This is a genomic window from Trichocoleus sp. ST-U1, assembly GCF_039961835.1.
In the GTDB taxonomy this organism is placed as follows: Bacteria; Cyanobacteriota; Cyanobacteriia; order Cyanobacteriales; family FACHB-T130; genus FACHB-T130.
On sequence record NZ_JAMPJZ010000065.1, the window covers coordinates 1 to 21,037 of the forward strand.

Annotated in this window: 21 protein-coding genes; 12 read left to right on the forward strand and 9 right to left on the reverse strand. The window is 47.1% G+C overall.

The features are described 5' to 3' along the window. Nucleotides 1-462 precede the first annotated feature (462 nt). Entirely contained in the window at nt 463-1,779 is a 1,317-nt protein-coding gene (locus NDA06_RS19735) for a HEAT repeat domain-containing protein (protein WP_347277072.1), read from the forward strand. A gap of 20 nt (nt 1,780-1,799) precedes the next feature. On the opposite strand, the gene NDA06_RS19740 is transcribed toward NDA06_RS19735, so the two are convergent. The 3 genes from NDA06_RS19740 to NDA06_RS19750 all read right to left on the reverse strand — a co-directional run bounded on the left by NDA06_RS19740 (nt 1,800) and on the right by NDA06_RS19750 (nt 5,050). Continuing rightward, nucleotides 1,800-3,617, reverse strand: a complete 1,818-nt coding sequence (locus tag NDA06_RS19740; protein ID WP_190987193.1) for an ATP-binding protein — start codon at nt 3,615-3,617, stop codon at nt 1,800-1,802. A 2-nt stretch (nt 3,618-3,619) separates the two neighbouring features. Next, entirely contained in the window at nt 3,620-3,985 is a 366-nt protein-coding gene (locus NDA06_RS19745; protein WP_190987194.1) for a response regulator, read from the reverse strand. Nucleotides 3,986-4,090: 105 nt separating this feature from the next. Further along, nucleotides 4,091-5,050 (reverse strand): diguanylate cyclase, encoded by a 960-nt coding sequence (locus tag NDA06_RS19750; protein ID WP_348251822.1) that lies wholly within the window; start codon nt 5,048-5,050, stop codon nt 4,091-4,093. Nucleotides 5,051-5,301: 251 nt separating this feature from the next. Between NDA06_RS19750 and NDA06_RS19755 the strand changes: the two genes are divergently transcribed. Next, nucleotides 5,302-6,300, forward strand: coding sequence for a LysR family transcriptional regulator (locus NDA06_RS19755; protein ID WP_190412346.1), 999 nt, complete (start codon nt 5,302-5,304; stop codon nt 6,298-6,300). An 80-nt stretch (nt 6,301-6,380) separates the two neighbouring features. Then, the gene (locus NDA06_RS19760) at nt 6,381-7,454 is read left to right on the forward strand and encodes an anthranilate phosphoribosyltransferase family protein (protein WP_190412347.1); all 1,074 of its coding nucleotides are present in this window, start codon (nt 6,381-6,383) and stop codon (nt 7,452-7,454) included. 188 nt (nt 7,455-7,642) lie between these two features. Here the strand turns inward: NDA06_RS19760 and NDA06_RS19765 are convergent, their stop codons facing one another. The 4 genes from NDA06_RS19765 to NDA06_RS19780 form a co-directional block, all read right to left on the reverse strand. Continuing rightward, complete coding sequence (locus NDA06_RS19765; RefSeq protein WP_190412348.1) at nt 7,643-8,578, reverse strand: MBL fold metallo-hydrolase; 936 nt, start codon at nt 8,576-8,578, stop codon at nt 7,643-7,645. Between the two features lie 8 nt (nt 8,579-8,586). Then, the gene (gene panD, locus NDA06_RS19770; RefSeq protein WP_190412855.1) at nt 8,587-8,979 is read right to left on the reverse strand and encodes an aspartate 1-decarboxylase; all 393 of its coding nucleotides are present in this window, start codon (nt 8,977-8,979) and stop codon (nt 8,587-8,589) included. Nucleotides 8,980-9,180: 201 nt separating this feature from the next. Continuing rightward, nucleotides 9,181-9,696, reverse strand: coding sequence for an inorganic diphosphatase (locus tag NDA06_RS19775; RefSeq protein ID WP_190412349.1), 516 nt, complete (start codon nt 9,694-9,696; stop codon nt 9,181-9,183). A gap of 263 nt (nt 9,697-9,959) precedes the next feature. After that, nucleotides 9,960-10,151 carry a hypothetical protein gene (locus NDA06_RS19780; RefSeq protein WP_190412350.1) on the reverse strand — a complete coding sequence of 64 codons (192 nt, stop codon included), beginning with the start codon at nt 10,149-10,151 and terminating at the stop codon, nt 9,960-9,962. Nucleotides 10,152-10,484: 333 nt separating this feature from the next. On the opposite strand from NDA06_RS19780, the gene NDA06_RS19785 reads away from it, so the two are divergent. The 5 genes from NDA06_RS19785 to NDA06_RS19805 all read left to right on the forward strand — a co-directional run bounded on the left by NDA06_RS19785 (nt 10,485) and on the right by NDA06_RS19805 (nt 14,607). Beyond that, nucleotides 10,485-10,682, forward strand: coding sequence for a hypothetical protein (locus tag NDA06_RS19785; protein WP_190434305.1), 198 nt, complete (start codon nt 10,485-10,487; stop codon nt 10,680-10,682). Nucleotides 10,683-10,802: 120 nt separating this feature from the next. Continuing rightward, nucleotides 10,803-11,306 (forward strand): DUF4112 domain-containing protein, encoded by a 504-nt coding sequence (locus NDA06_RS19790; protein WP_190412352.1) that lies wholly within the window; start codon nt 10,803-10,805, stop codon nt 11,304-11,306. A gap of 119 nt (nt 11,307-11,425) precedes the next feature. Then, nucleotides 11,426-12,388 carry an alpha/beta hydrolase gene (locus tag NDA06_RS19795; RefSeq protein WP_190412353.1) on the forward strand — a complete coding sequence of 321 codons (963 nt, stop codon included), beginning with the start codon at nt 11,426-11,428 and terminating at the stop codon, nt 12,386-12,388. 354 nt (nt 12,389-12,742) lie between these two features. After that, entirely contained in the window at nt 12,743-13,258 is a 516-nt protein-coding gene (locus NDA06_RS19800) for a DUF4278 domain-containing protein (protein ID WP_190986579.1), read from the forward strand. A gap of 311 nt (nt 13,259-13,569) precedes the next feature. Next, the gene (locus NDA06_RS19805) at nt 13,570-14,607 is read left to right on the forward strand and encodes a hypothetical protein (protein WP_190430699.1); all 1,038 of its coding nucleotides are present in this window, start codon (nt 13,570-13,572) and stop codon (nt 14,605-14,607) included. A gap of 55 nt (nt 14,608-14,662) precedes the next feature. Here NDA06_RS19805 and NDA06_RS19810 read toward each other — a convergent pair whose 3' ends face one another. Continuing rightward, a complete protein-coding gene (locus NDA06_RS19810) occupies nt 14,663-14,926 on the reverse strand; it encodes a transporter suffix domain-containing protein (protein ID WP_190986580.1) in 264 nt (87 codons plus the stop codon). 91 nt (nt 14,927-15,017) lie between these two features. Next, nucleotides 15,018-15,863, reverse strand: coding sequence for a carbohydrate ABC transporter permease (locus NDA06_RS19815; protein ID WP_190986581.1), 846 nt, complete (start codon nt 15,861-15,863; stop codon nt 15,018-15,020). A 140-nt stretch (nt 15,864-16,003) separates the two neighbouring features. On the opposite strand from NDA06_RS19815, the gene NDA06_RS19820 reads away from it, so the two are divergent. From NDA06_RS19820 to accA, 4 genes are all read left to right on the forward strand, one after another. After that, complete coding sequence (locus NDA06_RS19820) at nt 16,004-16,699, forward strand: aldehyde oxygenase (deformylating) (protein ID WP_190430702.1); 696 nt, start codon at nt 16,004-16,006, stop codon at nt 16,697-16,699. Nucleotides 16,700-16,796: 97 nt separating this feature from the next. Continuing rightward, complete coding sequence (locus NDA06_RS19825; protein WP_190412360.1) at nt 16,797-18,383, forward strand: B12-binding domain-containing radical SAM protein; 1,587 nt, start codon at nt 16,797-16,799, stop codon at nt 18,381-18,383. A gap of 164 nt (nt 18,384-18,547) precedes the next feature. Then, a complete protein-coding gene (locus NDA06_RS19830; RefSeq protein WP_190685133.1) occupies nt 18,548-19,573 on the forward strand; it encodes a long-chain acyl-[acyl-carrier-protein] reductase in 1,026 nt (341 codons plus the stop codon). Nucleotides 19,574-19,761: 188 nt separating this feature from the next. After that, nucleotides 19,762-20,745: an acetyl-CoA carboxylase carboxyl transferase subunit alpha gene (gene accA / locus NDA06_RS19835; protein WP_190412362.1), complete on the forward strand. Its 984-nt coding sequence runs from the start codon at nt 19,762-19,764 to the stop codon at nt 20,743-20,745. Nucleotides 20,746-21,037 lie beyond the last annotated feature (292 nt).

The following is a 21,037-nucleotide window of genomic DNA, read 5'->3' on the forward strand; positions in this document are numbered from 1 at the left end:
TTGACTTTTGTTTTAGCTTATTCTACTTTTTATTATGTGTAATTTATTTTACATAAGCACTTATTAATTGTAGAGAGCGGCAACAATTTTATAAAACTATCTACCTTCAATAAGCCTATACGGTTAGTTAATATTGATTTAAAAAATTAGTTATAAAAGAGAAAGGCTGCAATTTAGTTTTTTTAATTATACAATTATTTAATAATGAAATTAATGCATTAAATCAATGCTTATTTCACATTTGAAGACGGAGCAGGAGTTGATTGAGAAAGGTTTCTATTCGTCAAAATCAAGCAAGCGCAGCCTCTATACTGATTTATCGGCAATATCGGCAAATCTAGTATCTCCACCAAGATTCTAGGTAAACTAGCTTGTGAAACTTAAAGGCATCCAGGTTCAGGAAACAAGGCTAGCTAGTGTGGGTCAAGCGTGTCGGATAAAAATTGAGTAAAAGTGATTTAAATGATGTTATTAAGTGTTTTAGAGCAGGCTACTATTGCGGCACAGCAAAAAAACTGGTCATTATTAAACCAATGCTTGCAGCAACTACCACTTAACAAAGCAGAGGTAAGGCAAGGGGAGTCGTCAACAGGAGAGGATTCTAACTCGCTTTACTTAGAGCAATTATTGAACCTGGCTTTAGATGTACTTGACGCAGGGGATTTTCAAGAACGGTGGGAAGTGGCGAAGGTGTTACCCAAATTAGGGGAAGGCGCGATCGCTCCTTTGATTTCCATTCTGAAAGACGAAGACGCCGACTTGGAGGAGCGCTGGTTTGCTGGTCGCATTCTGGGAGAATTTGACAATCCTGCCGTCATCACCGCCTTAGTAGAGCTGCTGAGAACATCTGAGGATGAAGAACTTACAGTGGCAGCAGCTGCTGCTTTAGCGCATATCGGCTCTCCGGCTGTGGAGGCTTTGACGGAACTATTAGCAGAGCCAGAGACACGACTGTTAGCCGTGCGATCGCTTGCTCAGATCCGCCGTTCCGAAACGATTGCGCCTCTCCTGAACGTAGTTCAAGATCCCCAATCTGCGATTCGAGCCGCTGCGATTGAAGCACTGGGTAGCTTTCACGACAGCCGGATTCCACCAGTATTGATAGATGCCTTGCAAGATCCAGCCGCACAAGTGAGAAAAGAAGCGGTAATTGGCTTGGGGATGCGCTCCGATTTACTAGAACAATTGAATCTAGTAACTCAGCTACAACCCCTGCTATTTGACTTTAATTTGGAAGTTTGTCAGCAGAGTGCGATCGCATTAGGACGACTGGGAACAGATGAAGCCGCCGCTGCCTTGTTTCAGGTACTCTCATCCCCGAATACACCGCTTAGCTTGCAAGTAGACATCGTGCGATCGCTCCCCCAAACAGCAGCCGCCTTGGAGTATTTGCAACAAGCCCTTTCTGTTGAGTCTCCGGTGCTATGGCAGGAAATTGTCACCGTTTTGGGGCGAGTGGATTCTCCAAAATTAGTCCCAACATCTGCTAAAATCCTGCTGACAGCACTTGAATCAGAAAGCTCAACTGCTCAAGATCCCAAGGTTAAACAAGCGGTGGCAATGGCATGGGGACAGTTAGGAGATGCCATTGCGATCAACCAGTTAATTGAACTGTTAGCAGATCCCGATGCAGGGGTAAAACTGCACGCGATCGCTGCTCTCAAAAAATTTCCCATTGCTTACCAGCAATTACAGCAACTCGCTACCACCGAAAATCTCACCCCAGAATTAAAAGAAGGGGTAGCGATCGCTTTAAAAGAATGGACAGTTAATAGTTAATAGCCACTCGCTATTAACTATTAACACGGAAGCGTTACGGTAAAAGTTGTTCCTAACCCAACTTGGCTATCCACCGCTATCTTGCCTCCGTGTATTTCTACGCACCTTTTTACAATCGCCAACCCTAAGCCAGTTCCAGGAATTTTGCCAACATTTTTGGCTCGATGAAATGTTTCAAAGAGCCGCGCTAAATCTGCTGGAGGAATGCCAATTCCTTCATCTCTAATTTGGAAAGTTGCCTCTCCGTTCTGGCAAGTCAAGCCAAAATGAACGATGCCACCTTCGGGGGAATATTTAATTGCATTTGATAACAAATTATTCAGGATTTGTCGCAGCAATTTTTCATCCATAGAAACGATTGTCTCAAATTCGTTTTCAGTGACGGTTAAACATTCCAGATTAGAACCTTGAAAAGAGTAATTATCAGTATTGAAATTTTCAAGTTTGAATTGCGTTTGATTACTGACAAAATTTATCTCGTGCTGATTGCTAGCACTCAGTTGGATTTCTTCTACCAAATTACGGCAGAATTCTGTTAGATCGAGGGAGACGGGATTAAATTCTGATTTTCCGGCATCTGCTCTGCCGATTAAAAGCACATCTTCTAATAGGTCGGTCATATTTCTAACGATGTCTTTAATCCGCAGTAAATATTTGCTTTTTTTCTCCTGAGACCATTCATTAGAGCAATGTTCTAACATATGGGCAGACAGAGAAATTGAGGTCAGCGGATTGCGGAACTCGTGGGAAACCATTGACACAAAGCGAGATTTCAATTCACCCAATTGTCGCTCTTGTTCCAACGCCTTGTGAATTTCTTCTTCTGCTTGCTTGCGAACGGTGATGTTGCGAATAATGCTAGTAACGAGAAATCCTTGCGGGGTTTCGATGTGGCTGAGGCTGACATCTACGGGGAACTCAGTGCCATCCTTGCGTCGGGCAAATAGCTCAAACCCCACTCCCATCGGTGGGACTTGAGGTTCACAACAGGAATCGGTGCGTTCTCGATCGTGTACGCGCCGGATGTAATCGGGTAGCAACATCTCCAGAGTATTGCCAAGCAATTCATCGCGCTCATAGCCAAACATTTTCTCAATTTGAGTGTTAACGAGAACGATGCGATCGCTTGCGCCAACAATCGCGATCGCGTCTGGTGCTGCTTCTAGAAATTGCCGGAATTTTTCTTCGCTTTGTCGGAGTTGGGCTTCTGCTTGCTGATGCTTGACAATTTCCTGTTGCGATCGCTCATTTGTCTCCTTTAACTCAGCATTGCGCTGTTTGAGATCCCACGAGAGTTGTCGCGTCCGCAACAACATCTTCACCCGCGTCTGCAACTCCATCTTCTCGATGGGGATAGTGACTAACTCATCAACACTCTTCCACGGGTGTCGAGTCATCAACCCCACATCCTGACGAGGAACGATCAACAGAAATGGCAGAAAAACTGGTAATTCAGTGGCTTTTCTAGCTTGCACCTCTTCCCAAAACTGCTTTAGAGCCACGCTATCTAAGACGCATAGGTCAAAAGCTGTGTTCAGGATTAAAGACTGAGGGCTAAGCGGTAAGGGTAGAACAGTACCCTGCCCGTGCTGAGTGCTGAGCAGCGCAGCCAGGGTGGGGAAACCCCGTTCCGGCTGAGAACTGAGAAGACGCCAATTTATCCCATTTCTACAAGACTGAGGATTGAGTAAAATTTCTCTGTTGTTCTCCTGCTCCTTAGCTCCTCGGCTCCCCGTCTCTTTTTCGTCAGGTAGCAATACTTCGTGATGCCCAGCAAGCCACTCTGAGAGCAGGCGGCGGTTTTCTTTTTGCTCTACAAGCAACAAAATCCGGCTCATACTTAATCTCTTAGTAGACTGCGAACGATCACTAGGAACTTTTTGACGACTAGCGGTTTAACTAATGTACTTTGCATTCCGTGAGCTAGGTTTTGCTGCTCAATCGCGACACTTTGCTTAGGCAAGAGTAGTAGAAAGGGTATTTGCCGATCCCGAATTCGTTCGCAGCGTTTCCAAACACGCCGGTAAAAACCGTCTATGTCCACCAGCGCCAAACCGATTGCTTTTGACTGGCTTAGGGCTAGATCGAGTCCCTCTAAAAGGTTAGCACTTTTGACACAATCCCCTTCTTTGCCGAGGAATTGAACCACAAGTTCCAGGTAGCACGGGTTTCGCTCTGCCGCCAAAATCAACGGTTGCTCCTTCAAATTTCCCCCTTTGTTTTGGGTTCTCTCTAGTGCTATCGTAATTCAGTCATAAGTGCCGTGATATGGCTCACAATGGCTCAATATTCTGTTATTTGGATCTTGAGGTTAGCCTGAAATCGGATAAATTTTGAAGCGATCGCTTCCTTCCTCTTTTGCTACAGATAGCATCTTTTGCGCCTCAGCAATCAAGGCTTGTGGGGTGGAATTTCTCTCAGGAATTAACGTGGCAACCCCTAAACTGATAGTTACTCGGTCGCCAATCGGAGAATTCGCGTAGGAAATGTTTACATCTGCCACATTTAAACGCATTGCCTCTGCCACGACAATCGCCCCAGAGCGATTGGTATCGGGGAGAAGTGTCACAAATTCTTCACCCCCATATCGGGCGACAACGTCTCCACATCTTTTCACAGCAGCACTTAAAGCTTTTGCAACTTCTCTCAGACAATAATCGCCTCGCTGAAGTCCGTAGGTATCCTTAAAATCTTTAAAAAAATCAAGATTAATCATAATCAACGACAGAAACCTTGCCTCTCTTGCTGCACGTCTCCATTCCCGTTCTAAAATTTCTTCAAAATGATGGCGATTAGCAATTCCTGTCAGCGCGTCTCTAAAAACTAGGTCATCTACCTTTGGGTTAGACTTCTGTAAATCGGGTGCCGCTTTTAATAGCCGGTTGTCGCGGGCTTTCTCAAGCTCAAATTTAGCTCTGTGTTTCAAAATCGAACTAACTCGCGTCAGTAGTTCTGTTTTACCGATGGGTTTGATCCGATGATCGGCAGCACCAGCGATCAGTGTAAACTGCCAGTCCGTTGAGCCAGACTGGTTAGAAAGCATCAGAATGGGGATTGCCTCGTGCCGCAGCCATTCGCAAATCCGACTGTCTAGACTACAGATATCTACGATAGCGAGACTGATTTGTGCAGAATGTCTCAAAGCTTGCTCAAACTCCTCCAAGCTGTCAGCGGTGAGGATTGGATATCCTTCCTGAATCAAGAGTTGTGCGATCAGTTGCAAGTTGTGGTGGTTTCGGCTGGCAACCAGGAGCGAGGTTTGTTTCTTCATGCTGATTCATCAGAGACTGCTAAGGGGTATCTTTTTCATCACTCATTTTGATGCGATGCCGTAGGCGATCGCTTCGCTGAGTATACGATTGGCGTATATCGTATTTATTTCCAAGGGTTTTCCCGTTCATGCTATGGTAAGACCCGCTTGTGCCACCCTGACTAAGCTGCTGTATCAAGCCCTACCAAAACAGTTAAGCAAATCCGCTAAATTCATTTCATCGGCTTTAAATGTAATTTAGGCTACATATCATGCGACTAGAGCAGTTGCAAGCCTTTCTAGCAGTTGCTGAAACCGGCAGTTTTCAGCAAGCGGCGCGAAAGTGTGGGTTCACTCAGTCCACTATTAGCAGGCAAATCCAGTCTCTGGAAACGGATCTCGGTATTTCCCTGTTTCATCGCACGGCTCAGGCAAAGCTAACAGTCGGAGGCGAACGCTTTTTGCCCCGCGCCCGCAAAATTTGTCAAGAGTGGCAACAAGCCACGCAAGAATTAGCAGACTTGTTGGCAGGAAAGCAACCCGAACTCTGTGTAGCGGCGATTCACTCGGTTTGCGCCCAATACTTGCCGTCCGTGTTGCAGCAGTTTTGCCGAGATTACCCGGCGGTGCAGCTGCGGGTAACTTCGCTTGGAAGCGATCGCGCTCTCAAAGTTTTGCGAGACGGAATGGTCGATGTCGCGATCGTGATGAATAACCGCTTTTTAACGGCTAGCCCGGATATGGTGGTCGATGTCTTATACAATGAACGCATCGAAATCTTGATGGCGGCAAATCATCCCCTGACTAAGTACCAACAGGTGCCCTGGTCAGAACTCGTTCACTACCCGCAAGTGGTATTTAAGGATGGGTACGGGATGCAACGCTTGGTACAAGAGCGATTTTTGCGGCAAGGCGCTAATCTTCAGGCGGTGATGGAGTTAAATACGCTTGATGCCTTTCGCGGTGTTGTGCGGCAAGGAGAATTGATTGCCCTTTTGCCCCAGTCAGCTTTGGTAGATGCTCGCCAGGATGCAACGCTGGCGATTCGAGTCATTGATTCCACACCCGCGCCAGGGACGCCAAACTTAGCCGACTCGCTGGCAGATCCCAGCTTGTCTCGTCAGGTAGTGATGGTAACAACGCGCGATCGCTTGCTGATTCCCCCCATTCAGCACTTTTGCCAGATGGTACGCGAGTTAGTCCCGATGCAATTTGCAGGAGCGATTGGCAACACAATAATCTGTTCGGATGCTTCTATACCTGTTAACTAATGGTTAATGGCTATTGCAAAAAATCTTTTGGGAATTAGCCATTCGCAAAAACTGATAACGATTGACTACGACAAAATACTATGAGTAATGAGTTCAGGGAAATTCTGCGAAAAGTGGGTAGTGGCGTCCATACGGGCGAAAATATAAGTCGCTCCGAAGCTGAGGAAGCGACACGGATGATGCTCCTACAGGAAGCAACACCAGCGCAGATTGGAGCATTTATGATCGCCCATCGGATTAAGCGTCCCACCGGCGAAGAATTGGCAGGGATGTTAGACGCTTACGACGCACTAGGGCCAAAACTGCAACCCATCGACTCAGAACGCCCGGTTATCGTTCTGGGGACGCCCTACGATGGGCGATCGCGCACGGCACCCATAACGCCACTGACAGCTTTAATCTTGGCAACCACTGGACAGGCGGTGGTGATGCACGGGGGCGACCGGATGCCTACCAAGGAAGGCTTGCCACTGATTGAGATTTGGCAGGCGTTGGGTGTCAATTGGGCTGAGTTATCCCTCCCTGTCGTCCAGCAGGTGTTTGAGGCAACTCAACTCGGATTTGTTTATTTGCCCAAGCATTTCCCCCAAGCGGCAGGACTGGTTCCCTACCGCGACCAAATTGGCAAACGTCCCCCCTTTGCAACGATGGAGTTAATGTGGTGTCCCTATGCAGGGGAAGCTCACGTTGTGGCAGGGTTTGTCCATCCTCCCACGGAAGGGATGTTTCAAGACTCTTCGGCATTGCGAGGCAACCCCCAGTATTTCACAGCGGTGAAAGGATTAGAAGGTAGCTGCGATTTACCGCGCGATCGCACGGCGATTATTGGAACTTGGCAACCCGGTTCGTCTCCGCAACGCCTCCTGCTTCATCCCCGTGACTACGGCTTTGAGGGAAAGGAAGTTGCCCTAGACTCCGCAACTGAATTGGTACAAGAAATGCAAGCCGTGCTGCAAGGTAACAAGAGCGAACTTATGCAAGCAGCTATCTGGAACGGTGGTTTTTACCTATGGCACTGCGGTCTCGCCCCAGATTTATCATCCGGTTTGACTCAGGCAGAAACTTTATTGGGTAGCGGTCAAGTTGCCCAGAAACTACAGGAGATTAGTCGGGTGATTTCTTCTTTAAGTTCTTCAGTCTTCAGTAGTCGGTAGGAGGAGAATTAGGAAAAAGTTTTGAGTTTTGAGTTTTGAGTTTTGAATTTAAGAACTCTTTTGTCACTCATTCCTCTTTTCCTAAAGTAACAAAAGAGGGATCAAAACTCTGAATTACCAGCAAAAAGTTTTGAATTTTGAATTTAAGAACTTTTTTGTGGCTCAAAACTCTACACTCTCATGACCGATTACTCAACGGCTAAAATCATTCCTTCACGGGCGAGTAATCCATTCGGAAACGCCGACTGGATTTGTCCTTCTACTTGGTCGAGAAAGTCATCGCTGTAGTCTGGTTCGTAGCTAAACATCACCAATTTTTTGACGTTAGCCGCATCAGCGGCTTTAACGCAGGTTTGCCAGAAGGGATTTTCGCAGGGTTGAATCGCAAAGTCACCTGCATGAGAAGACTCACCGTTTGCCCCCAAACCTTGGTCTAGTTCCGGGGAAGTCGCATTGCAAATGAGTAAATCGGCTTCACGGGCTAAGTGCAGCAGATTTTCATCAAGGGCATTCGGATCGTTGTCTGCACCCGTAGCGTAAACAGCCGTGCGTCCCTGCCAGGTAACTCGGTAGCCTATTGTCCGCAGGGAATTGTTGGTTAAACAGGTTTCAATCGTGATATCGTCTACCGCGAGCGTCTCGCCGGGAGTTAGATCGTAGAACTGTAGTTCTGATTGCATCACCTGTATAGGGACTGGAAAATTCGGAGGCGTCATCTGGTCGCTGAGACTTTGTTGAATCGATGCTCCATCAGATCCTGCTGCCCCATAAATATGAAAACAATTGCCCTTAATAAAGGCAGGAACGAAAAAAGGAACGCCTTGAATGCGATCGCTTTGCGAGTCGGTAAAGAATACGTAAGCTTCCACCGGCATTTGACGCAGTAATTGATTACCCAGTAACCGCAAGCCGGTGCCGCCATCAAAAATTAATCGTTTGGAGCCTACCCGCATTTCCACACAGGGAGTATTGCCGCCGTAGCGAAGCGTCTCCTTGCCAGCGGCGGCAATTTTGCCCCGCACACCCCAAAACTGCACCACAAACTCTGCGTCAGCTTGGGTTGACTGACTTGCTGTGGGATTGGAGATTTGAGGATTTGGTGCCGCTGGTTCTTTTGAAGACATATATTCGCTCAAGAAGTTAGCTGCACGCTTAGCAGATCGTCGTAGCGGCGGACTTCTATTAACCGATTTTGCCCGTCTACGAGGACAACTTTAGGTTGATAAGTTTTCAGTTCTTCTGGGCTAAATTGCCCGTAGGTCATGATGATTAAGCGATCGCCCTTCATTCCCAAACGAGCCGCCGCACCATTGAGTTCGACTGCCCCTGAATTTGCCGGTGCCGCGATTGCATAAGTAATCAAGCGCTCTCCATTCGAGACATTAACGACTTGTACCTGTTCATAAGGTAGTATACCTGCGGCATCCAACAGGGTTCTATCAATACTGATACTCCCTACATAGTCAAGATTTGCCCTAGTAAGCGTGCAACTATGAATTTTTGATAGAAGAAGCGATCGCTGCATACAAGAAAGGTAATTAACACCATTGAGAAAGTGCAAGGCGCTGATTGCTTCTCCTGCTATGCCTGCACTTTCCTCATGTTGTATCTATCAGCACTAGGGTTCGGCGCATGAAAAGTTTTCTCAGCTAAAGCTGATTCTAACGTTCTCAAACCACTTCATCCCTCAATTTTTTCCTAGTTCGCTCACCTAGCGCTCGTAGACCTACCCTTTGCTGCCAGCTTTAATACATTGTTCCACCAGCGGCATCACTTTATCGACATCTTGCCAACCCAGAATTTCTGTGACCTTTTTCTCTAAGTTCTTGTAGGTCTTGAAAAATTCTGCGATTTCGTCTAGTCGGTGTGGCGCAAGGTCTTTGAGAGATTTGACTTGGGCATAGCGCGGATCTTTGTCGGGAACGCATAGAATTTTTTCGTCCCGATCTCCCCCGTCAATCATCTCTAACATTCCGATAGGTCGCGCTTGAATAACACACCCTGGAAATGTTGGCTCTTCCATTAACACCATGCCATCCAGGGGATCGCCATCATCTGCTAGGGTGTTGGGTACGAAGCCGTAGTCATAGGGGTACTGCACCGAAGAATAAAGCACCCGGTCTAGGGCAAAGGCTTGTAAGTCCTTATCGTACTCGTACTTATTTTTGCTACCAGCGGTAATTTCAACCAGGACGTTAATGAGACCTGGTTTGGGTTGAGCAGGAATGCGTGTTAAATCCAAAACGTTTCTCCAGTTTCTCCAAGCAACACAAAGTATTGGGGGTGCCCTGATGTCAGTTTGAAGGCTGTAGAGGCTTAACGTAGTTACTTTACAGCCGCTACGAATCGCACCCGTTTTTGAAGGAGGAATCGAAATATTCCTCCTTCATCCTTCATCCTTTCAGATAGCCCTTGTGAGCATTCTACGGGAAGAAGGTCAACACAGAATCTTCTGTTTACCCAGATTCCAGGATTACACGATATCCATTTGTTGTATCTTGAAGGTCAGTCTTCGGGTATCGGGATTGAATAGCTGGTTTGCTGCTGCAAGCTTTGAGCGCCGCTTGGAGAGTAGTGAGCGATCGCAAACACAGGTAAGGTCAAAGTCAACAAAGCAATTGCAGTTCCTAGTAACTCTGCCCACCTTTGCGGAGGAGGTTGGTCAGAAGAGTTAGAGGACTGGCTACTTAATTCCATAAAAAGATAATTGCAAACTCAACACGATCAAATGAAACAGTGAAAAGAGGGGAAATTTTGAACCTCCTCTGTTCTTAATTCTAGCGAGTTCTTCTAAGCTGTCTGTCGTCTATTAAACAATCTCAACCTATAGATAGGTGCTATCAAACACGCTGATGGATGTCAACCGTCTTTGGGAATAGAAGATTAAAGCTTGAAAGGAGGAGAAATTTTAGGTTAGTTTAAACATTTAACTTGCAAGTTGTTAACTTGCAAGAATCGGGGCTGAATTCTAGTGCCCGACGAAGCTATGATGCATAAAAGAAGCTCACACCGGAAGACGGAGTGGTAGCCATGTACCTTCCCAGTGCCCTTGCCGACGAACTCAAGCTCTACCTAGAGCAACTGGCTGATAAGGGAGAGACACAAGCGCAAACCCTGTTGACTCAAATCGAACAAGTTGCAACTCCTAGCTCAACGCTGACAACGCTAACGGATATGGAGCAAGAAATGTCTTCCGTACCTCCAGAAGGGATGGGTTTGAGGTGTTGAACACTGATGCCAACAGCAAGACATTCCAATAGCAAGACGAAGCTTTGTTCCTTTTCCGTCAGTAGTAGGTGGTAACGATTTTTTCCCTATCCGCTACTCACTCCCCCATTATCGATTCTGATGTCTCAGCCTCCTCCCAAACCTCCTATAAGATCGACGGACGCCAAGTCAGCTAGAATTAAGCGCCTGCGATCGCTTACTTATATTCTGGATAATGCGATCGCGATTCCGGGAACTTCCTACCGCGTGGGCATCGATCCTCTACTTGGACTGCTCCCTGGAGGCGGGGATATACTAGGAAGTGCCTTGTCAGGCTATATCGTGCTGGAGGCAGCGCTGCTGGGTCTACCACGAGAAGCTTTGGTGCGGATGGTGCTAAATATTATTTTTGAGACTTTAGTTGGCACTGTGCCGGTGTTGGGGGATTTCTTTGACGCTACCTGGAAAGCGAATGCTAAAAACATGATGCTTCTAGAAGCTCATCTAGCTTCTCCTCGGCAGAGTCAAAAGGCAGATTGGTGGTTTATCATTCTGCTGTTGGGTGGGTTGATGCTCTTTGTGATTTGCATTGCTGCTTTCAGTCTTTTTATCCTGAATCTGCTGTGGCAAACGATAACTAAATAAAAATTAAAAATTAAAAACTTTAATTCGTTTCTCCTTTCCAATCTGATATTTTTAATTCCTTGCAAGCAAAGTTTATTGGCTAACCCTTGAATTCGATTCTCAAGGGAATTGTACAACAGATGAGTAAGAAAGACTGGTGGGAAGCCACATTTCCAAACGGGCGTCAAACGATAACCATTTCTGATGCTAACGGGAATCCTGTAAAAATTGCTTATGGCGAAAAAGGTACAGGTAAACCGCTATTTTTAGTGCATGGAATGGCGAGCTGGAGCTACAATTGGCGTTACGCGATTGAGCCATTGTCACAACATTTTCGCGTTATCTGTTTCGATGCGAAAGGACACGGTTTTTCCGAGATGCCATCACACCCGGAAATACTCGGTCATCAATCGCTCGAACTAGAGCAGATCGTGCGAGCGTTATGCGATGAACCGGCTGTTGTGGTAGCCCTATCTTTGGGGGCATTAGTGACCCTCGCCACCGCCCAAGCGCATCCAGATTTGTTCGATAGATTAGTTGTAATTAATGTACCGATTTTCCTCAAACGATTGCCGTTTTGGGGGATGCAGTTATTAGCAGATTTGCCGTTAGATTTAGTTAAGATAGCGGATCACTTGCGCGTGACTCAACTATTTGCACCGCTACTGTGGCAAATTGTAGCCTTCGGGCGTCGGGAAGTTGTAGTGGATTGGACACGAATTACACCCGAAGAAGTTTACTGGATTACTTATCCGTATGTCGAATTTCCGAATGCTTTGACAAAAACTGCCGAGGATTTACAACACGCAGCGCAAGAAATTCAGCGTTTGGTAAAGAATGAACCGAATTTAATTCGTAACGTCCAAGATAACCTGAGTGCGATCGCCTGTCCGACTCTAATTCTTTGGGGCGATCAAGATCAATGGTTCCCAGTTGCTGATGGCAAAAAACTTCATGCCTGTATGCCCAGCTCTAAGTTTAAGATTATCCCCAACTGCGGTCATGATGCGGCGGGAAGTCACGCAGATGCGATCGCGTCCGAGATTCTTGAGTTTATGCGCGATACAGATTTTCTAAATTCAGAATCTTTGTATCGTTTTTAGCAGTAAAGTTACCCTAAGTGTTGTCCATTTAATTCCAAACTCCACTAGGTGCAGGGAGATCCCGCACCTACTAGCTTATATAAACAAAGTCCGCGCCGTCGCCAAAGGCAAGCGATGAGAGAGATGTGTAACCGCATTGTTAGGTAGCGATCGCATTCCCGTCAGTTATGATAGTTTCTTCTCTGCTTGGAACCTCAGCCAGTTCTTAAATACGACCGATTTAAAATTCAACTGGTCAGCCAAAAGGATGAGCAAAATTAATCCACCAGTAGTAGGCTGATTAGTACTACTTCGTTTATATTTTTAAATACACTTCGCACTCTAGTTTCAGAGGTAACTTCAGAAGTGATAAATATGTCCTTGTCTTTCATCATGCCGCTAGCGATTACCCTGCTAGCTGTCTATATACTTCAAAATTCTGCTGACGAAATTTCCTATCTCGCCGCCGCAATTTCTCTTGTAGGTTTATTTGTAAGTTTGGTTGTAGCGCCTTGGCAAATTCAGGTATTGCTGCTATTGGTTGTACTGCTAAGCGCGAGACGACTTTTGCAGCAATGTCAGCCTGTAGTCGATGCTCAATTTGAGGCTCAATCCGAACCTAAGATTGAGCCTCAATCTGAGTTTCAGGAAGACGACAAGACTCAACTCAGCTATCGCGGGATTAACTACGAATCCACCCCCGCAGCAGTTGAAGTAGCAGAAGTTGAAGTTACAGGAAAATACCGGGGTCAGGTTTGTAAAGTCCGTAAAACAGAAAATATGCCGGTGTCTCAACCGACATCGGGATTAAAATATCGAGGTGCTACCGTTATTCCTCAAGCTTCCCCTACACCTCTGGTTGAAGAATCAAAACAAACGCCAGAATCTTAGCCACAGATTGCAATGCCAACCATTGAGCGAATTTTGCTGCAAGCAACCTGCACTTAAAATATGCTGTTGCTCGGGTTGGATTAGGGCGATTGTTTAAACAGAAACTCTCCTCGCTGCAATTCGCAGACGACCTCTACAGATTTCTGGAGTACGCACAATTAATTTTCCAATGTTGGTGCTAGTTGACATATTTACCTCTATAAGATTTGACTTAGTATTTTAACGTTGCAAAGAGCGCGCTTTTGTGCTAGAAAGTCTGCGGCTACGGGTTGTGTCATAATAAGGCGATCGACCCCCATAGAGCGCTACTAATGGTGCAATCACCCGAATCTCCCAGCGAACTGGCTGCTGCCCTTCAGAACCCAGTCGATCTAAATTTCGATCTGCCCGATCCAGAGGATGAGCAGATTCCAGAGTTTGAGTTTCAGAAGCTGGTAGACAATGCTTGGCTGGTGTGCGATCGCTTCGACTTGCAGACAGAAATCTGGCGGGGGCGGATTTTGCGAATTGTGCGCGATCGAGAGAAACAAGGCGGTGACGGACGCGGTACCGGATTTCTCAATTGGCTGAAAGAACGGGAAATCAGTAAAAGTCAGGCGTATTCCTTAATTCAACTGGCAAATAGTGCTGATACCCTCTTAGAAGAGGGACATCTTGACCCGGATGCGATTCGTAGCTTCAGCAAACGCGCCTTCATCGAAACCTCTAAGGCATCCCCAGAAATCCAACAACTGGTGACAGATGCGGCGAATAAAGGCGATCGCATTACCAGGCGCGAAGTGCGGCAACTCTCCGACGAATGGACAGCCATGAATTCAGAATTGCTACCAGATGAAGTCAAGGAAAAGGCCGCTGCGGGTTCTCTTCCCCCCCGATTTCTGTCTCCTCTGGTGCGGGAAATGGAGAAATTACCAGAATCTCACATCAGCGCCCTGAAAGAGGAAGTCGCCGGGAACCCGGATGTCGATACGGTTAAACAGGTGACATCAGATGCCCGGAATTTATCTAAATACTTAGACGCCGCCGCCCAAGTCCAGGCAATTGAGCGCACCTCTATTGACGTGGAAATGGCATTAGAGGAAGCTTTGCGTCTGGGTTGTCTAAATACCGCCGCCGATATGGTGAAGCAGGCGGCGCAACTGGAACAGACGATTGCCAAATTTTACATGACCTGGAAGCGGCTGGGCAGTCTGACCGATAGGCTGTATGTAGACACTGGCGCAAGTAGCCCTCATTTGCGATCGCTCCTTTCTTGCCTGGAACGCCTTGCGGGTGAAGTTGTGGAGGTAAGTTTGGATGATGAAGGCGATCGCACGATTCGCCTCAAAGTCATCGCAGATAACGCCTAAAACGCTTTCTTCAGAGGCGATTAATCGCGGTTCTCCAGATATCTCCCAAGATAGGTCAATTCGATCTCTTCTTAGGGCGGATCAATTTTTTAACCTTCCTCCAAATTGTGCCCGGATTCAAGTAAGCCCGATATTTGGTTGCGGCTTCTTTTCCGACTAGCACCAAACCTACCCAAAAGGCAATTTCTCCCACAACCGCAAGAATCGGAACCAATATGGCTTTTTGGGCGATCGCTAGCGGTAGCAAGGGCACCACTAAGAGGATTGCCACCCAAGGCAGGAAAGAGAAAACAATTAAAAATATACCGAGTTTCTGCATACTCCTGATTGTGACAAACTGTAACAAGATTGACAGGATATATGCACACTATCTTGTAGGGATATAGAAGACATCCCCTGCAAGCGTCAGATTAATTCTTAATCCCCGTCGCCGCGATCCCCCGAATGAACTGACGCTGCCCGACGAGAAACAGTAACACGACAGGTACGGTAGCGATCGCAACAGCCGCCATCAGCAAAGGCCAATTATTCGTAAATTGCTCCTGAAACTCTGCCAACGCTAGCTGCACTGTCCTCAATTCTGGTCGCGTTGTAAAGATCAACGGTTTAAATAAATCGTTCCATTCCCCAATAAAGGTGAATAGAAACAGCGTTACTAATGCCGGACGCGACAACGGTAGCATCACCCGCCACAGAATTTGCAGGCGGTTTGCCCCATCCAACGCCGCTGCTTCCTCCAACTCCACTGGAATCGTTTGAAAATACTGCCGCAACAGAAAAATCCCAAATCCATTCGCCGCCGTAGGTAAAATCAGCGCCCAGTAAGTGTTGATCAAGTGTCCCCACTTTAAAACCAAAAAAATTGGAATTACCAACAGTTGAAAGGGAATTACCAGCGTAGCCAAGACAATCAGCAGAATTGCCTGACGCCCCTCAAACTTCAGCCGCGCCAACGCATAACCGGCGAGTGCAGCGGTAATCGTCTGAAACCCCGTTACAGCTAGCGCCACTAGGGTTGAATTGGCAAACGCTAATAAAAAGTTACCGCGCCTCCAAGCTTCGCGGTAGTTGGCAAAGCTGAGGTTAGATGGAAAGAAGCTTCCTCCAGGTGTCGCACCCACTTTGTCAAAAGAGGTGACGAAGACAATCCCCAGCGGTAATAGCACGACACAAGCGCCTAGCAACAGCAATAGCGGGTTCGCCAGATGGGAAAGCTGAGTGACTGACAATCGACCCTGTGGATTTTTCTTAGGCATGAATACTTACTTAAATTGACTGATCCCGTTTGGCTCCAGGATAGGTACAGTACAATTATTAGATTAAGTTACGTTACTATTCCACAGAAATTTAGGTCGGTCTAGGATCGACCTATTCGTGAGGAGCAGACAGGAGATTTATGCCGTCGCTTGAAACCAGCCTAGAAATTGACTTCCACAGTGAAACCTACAAGGACGCTTACAGCCGCATCAATGCGATTGTGATTGAAGGCGAACAAGAGGCTCATGAGAATTACATCAAGTTAGCAGAATTGCTGCCAGAAGATAAGGAGCAGTTGATCCGTTTATCCAAAATGGAGAGTCGTCACAAGAAAGGATTTGAAGCCTGCGGGCGGAATCTCGAAGTGACGCCAGATTTAGAATTTGCTCGCAAGTTCTTCTCCGGACTGCACCAAAATTTCCAAGATGCGGCAGCAGAAGGCGGGATTGTGACCTGTTTGCTGATTCAAGCATTAATTATCGAATGCTTTGCGATCGCTGCTTACAACATCTATATCCCCGTTGCTGATGACTTCGCCCGTAAAATTACTGAGGGTGTTGTTAAAGATGAATACAGCCATCTCAACTACGGCGAAGTTTGGCTGAAAAACCATTTCGAGGAATCCAAAGCAGAATTTGAAGCAGCTAATCGTCAGAACCTTCCCATCGTCTGGCGGATGCTCAACGAAGTCGAAAAGGATGCCAGTATTCTGGGAATGGACAAAGAATCTTTAGTTGAAGACTTCATGATTCAATACGGCGAAGCGCTGAGCAATATTGGCTTTACTACCCGCGATATCATGCGGATGTCAGCCTACGGGCTTGCCGCTGCATAGTTGCCTAGTATAACTTGTGGGGGATGTCAAGTCAGGTAGTGCAGAGTAAGAGTGGGGAATTGCCTGAAACCAAGTCATCTATTTGAGGACGGAGTCAATGAAGGCGCTTTTACTCTCCCCCACTTTTCCCCAGTCTTTCTGGTCATATGACCGTTTTATGGAAATCGCTGGACTCAAAGCAGTGATCCCTCCTTTGGGAATTATTACAGTTGCAGCACTGTTGCCAAAAGATTGGGAAATTAAGTTTTATGACCGCAATGTGAAGACTGAGACGGAGGCCGATTGGGAGTGGTGCGACATCGTTGTTCTATCGGCAATGCTGGCACAACGAGAAGATTTTCACTTCCTGATCAAAAAGGCTGTCGAGTTAGGAAAAAAAGTGGCAGTTGGAGGGCCTTATCCAACGTCCGTTCCTGAAGACGCTCTCGCCTCTGGAGCACATTATCTAATTTTGGATGAAGGGGAATTAACAGTACCGGACTTTCTGCAAGCGATCGCTCAGGGTCAAGAAAAAGGTGTTTTTCGCTCCATCGAAAAGCCGGATGTTACCCTAAGTCCCCTTCCTCGCTTTGATTTACTGAAGCGAGATGCCTACTTGATGATGGCAATTCAGTTTTCTCGCGGTTGCCCGTTTAACTGCGAATTCTGCGACATTATCAGCCTCTACGGTCGCAAACCGCGTACCAAAGAACCGGCTCAAGTGTTGGCAGAGTTGCAAAGCCTCTATGACTTAGGCTGGCGGGGTTCCCTATTCATCGTCGATGACAATTTTATTGGCAATCAGCGCAACGTCAAGCGCTTGCTAAGAGAATTGATTCCTTGGATGCAGGAACACAACTATCCCTTCACCTTCATGACCGAAGCCTCTGTTAATTTAGCAGAGGATGATGAACTACTACAGTTGATGAAAAAAGCCGGTTTTTACGCCGTCTTTCTCGGTATTGAAACCCCAGATCAAGACAGCCTGCAAGTCACTCGAAAGCTTCAAAATACCCGCAACCCGCTTTTAGAAGCGTGTCGCAAGATCAACGAAGCCGGAATGCTAATTTATGCAGGATTTATTCTCGGCTTCGATGGAGAACGCGCGGGTGCTGGCGATCGCATTCAAGCCTTTGTCGAAGAAACCAGTATTCCTCAACCCATGCTCGGCATTTTGCAGGCCTTGCCGAATACGGCTTTGTGGACTCGGCTCCAAAAAGAGCAGCGTTTATTAGAAGGAGTTGGCATCACCGAAGTTGGCGATCAGAATTCCTTGATGAATTTTACGCCCAGCCGACCTCTAGCAGACATTGCCAGAGAGTATGTAGAAGGCTTCTGGACAATGTACGAACCCCAGAACTATCTCAGACGCTGTTTTAATCAATGCCTCAACATCGTTCCACCGCCAGGAAGAACGCAAAATATGTACTTCCCCGCTGGCAAAGGACTGCGGCTAGTCGCCCAGTTAATTTGGCATCAGGGCATTCGGCGACCTGAAATTCGCGGTCAATTTTGGCGACAGCTTTGGCTGATTTTACGCCAAAAGCCTCAATTCCTAAATATGTATCTCGGCTTATGTGCCGCTGGAGAGCATTTTTGGGAGTACCGCCTTTTAGCCAGAGAACGGATTACCCAACAGCTCGGCTACGATCCGATCGCTACGCCAGCCTCAACCGAACAAAAACCCGCGCTTGTAAACGTCTGATCCGAGCTTTTCGCTCGCTAGAAGGCAAGAAAACAGCCATTTATCAATGTAAATCAACCTGCCGCTCAGAAGAGCGGCAATTTTTTGTACTATTGTTAAGAGTATTTAACTATTTTTTCCCTTCCACCTTCCTTTCCTATCCAGAGGCGTAGTTAGAACCATTCATGTTTGGTTTAATCGGTCACCTTACTAATTTGCAACACGCTCAATCTGTGGCTAGAGAGCTTGGCTACCCAGAATATGCCGATCAAGGGCTAGATTTTTGGTGTAGCGCTCCGCCTCAAATCGTCGATCACATCACTGTCACCAGCATTACCGGGCAAAAAATCGAAGGTCGGTATGTGGAATCTTGCTTTGTACCAGAAATGCTGGCCAGTGGGAGAGGTAAGACAGCAGTCCGGAAAGTTCTCAACGCAATGGCTCATGCTCAAAAACATGGCATTAACATTAGTGCGCTGGGCGGCTTTTCCTCGATTATTTTTGAAGAATTCAACCTGCATGAAAGTAAGCAGGTTCGCAATATCAAACTGGAATTTGAGCGGTTCACTACCGGCAATACCCATACGGCTTACATTATCTGTCGCCAATTGGAAGAAGTGTCGAAAGAGCTGGGCATCGATCTCAGTAAAGCAACTGTGGCGGTTTGTGGAGCTACAGGCGATATTGGCAGCGCTGTCTGTCGTTGGCTAGATGCTCGAACTGAGGTGCCAGAACTGTTGCTGATTGCCCGGAAGCAAGAGCGATTGCAAGCTTTGCAGGCGGAACTCGGCAGAGGCAAAATCATGGGATTGGAAGCGGCGCTGCCTTTGGCTGATATTGTAGTTTGGGTAGCCAGTATGCCCAAAGGGATGGAAATTGACCCCACGGTTTTGAAAAAACCTTGTTTGCTGATTGATGGGGGCTACCCGAAAAACCTGTCAACAAAAATTCAGCATCCGGGCGTCTATGTCGTCAATGGGGGGATTGTTGAGCATTCCCTGGATATTGACTGGCGGATTATGAAAATCGTCAATTTGATGGAAGCTCCGGGACGCCAGTTATTCGCCTGTTTTGCCGAATCGATGCTATTGGAATTTGAAAAGTGGCACACCAACTTTTCTTGGGGACGCAATCAAATTACCGTGGAGAAGATGGAGCAAATCGGTGAATCCTCCGTGAGGCATGGATTCCGACCTTTGTTGACTTATTAGTCAGGAGTCAGGAGTCAGTTGTCAGTTGATAGAAAAAGGCTAGTTATTTTTTGTCTAGTGTTACTTCTTTCTTTGACTCCTAACTCCTGACGGCTGACTACTGACAACTGACTGACTACTGAGCATTGTAAGGGCGACCCCCTATGCTCGTCGCTGCACTACTGACCACCGATCGCTGACTAGGAACTATGTCAACTTCTTCTGAGCGCAAGCCGTTACTTCTAGATTTTGAAAAGCCTCTGTCCGAACTAGAGGCACGAATTGACCAAATTCGCGAACTTGCAGAAGATCAGGACGTCGATGTCTCCGATCAGATTCGTCAGTTGGAGGCACGAGCAGTGCAACTTCGTGAGGAGATTTTCAATAGTTTATCCCCGTCCCAGCGGCTGCAACTGGCTCGGCATCCTCGGCGTCCCAGTACATTAGACTACATCCAGGCCATGAGCGATGAATGGATGGAACTACACGGCGATCGCGGTGGGAATGACGACCCAGCGTTAGTCGGCGGCGTAGCTCGTCTGGGTGGGCGTCCCGTTGTGATGCTGGGTCATCAAAAGGGCCGCGATACTAAGGATAATGTCGCCCGGAATTTTGGGATGCCTGCTCCAGGCGGCTACCGCAAGGCGCTGCGGTTAATGGAACACGCCAATCGCTTTGGAATGCCGATTCTCACGTTTATCGATACGCCGGGAGCCTGGGCGGGTGTGGAAGCCGAGCAACGGGGGCAGGGAGAAGCGATCGCCTATAATTTGCGGGAGATGTTCCGCCTGGATGTCCCGATCCTCTGCACCGTTATCGGGGAAGGTGGTTCTGGCGGTGCGTTGGGAATTGGCGTCGGCGACCGACTATTAATGTTTGAACACGCCGTTTATACCGTTGCGACCCCCGAAGCTTGTGCAGCAATTTTGTGGAAAGATGCTTCCAAAGCTCCCCAAGCAGCCACAGCACTAAAAATTACGGCTTGGGATTTGAAAAACTTAGGCATTCTCGATGTTCTGTTGCCCGAACCTGTTGGCGGCGCTCATGGCGAGCCGCTAAAGGCAGCTGCCATCTTAAAAGACGCTCTGTTGCAAAACTTAGAAGAACTCTCCCAGATGACCTCTCAACAGCGGCGGGAGCTACGTTATCAAAAGTTTCGGAGTATTGGCGTTTATACGGAAATCTCTGCCTAGCGGGGGTTTACCTTAGAAGACGCTGTGACGAGTGGTATAATCAACAAGGTAACAAATTATTACAAGTTCTCAGTTGAGAGGAGTTGTCTTTTAAGAAATTAGCGCTGAGCTGGCAAGCAATTAACGGCGATAGCGAATCGATCGTAGACAACGACTCAAAAAATGAGAACTGTACGTAGTAAGCGTTCCCCTAGGCGATCGCTTGAGCTTATTTTGCTTTCCTACAGGGTAGCCAAACCAAGTAGGAAAAGTAAGCAAAGAGCTGATGGCTACCTAATCAAAAAATACGGGA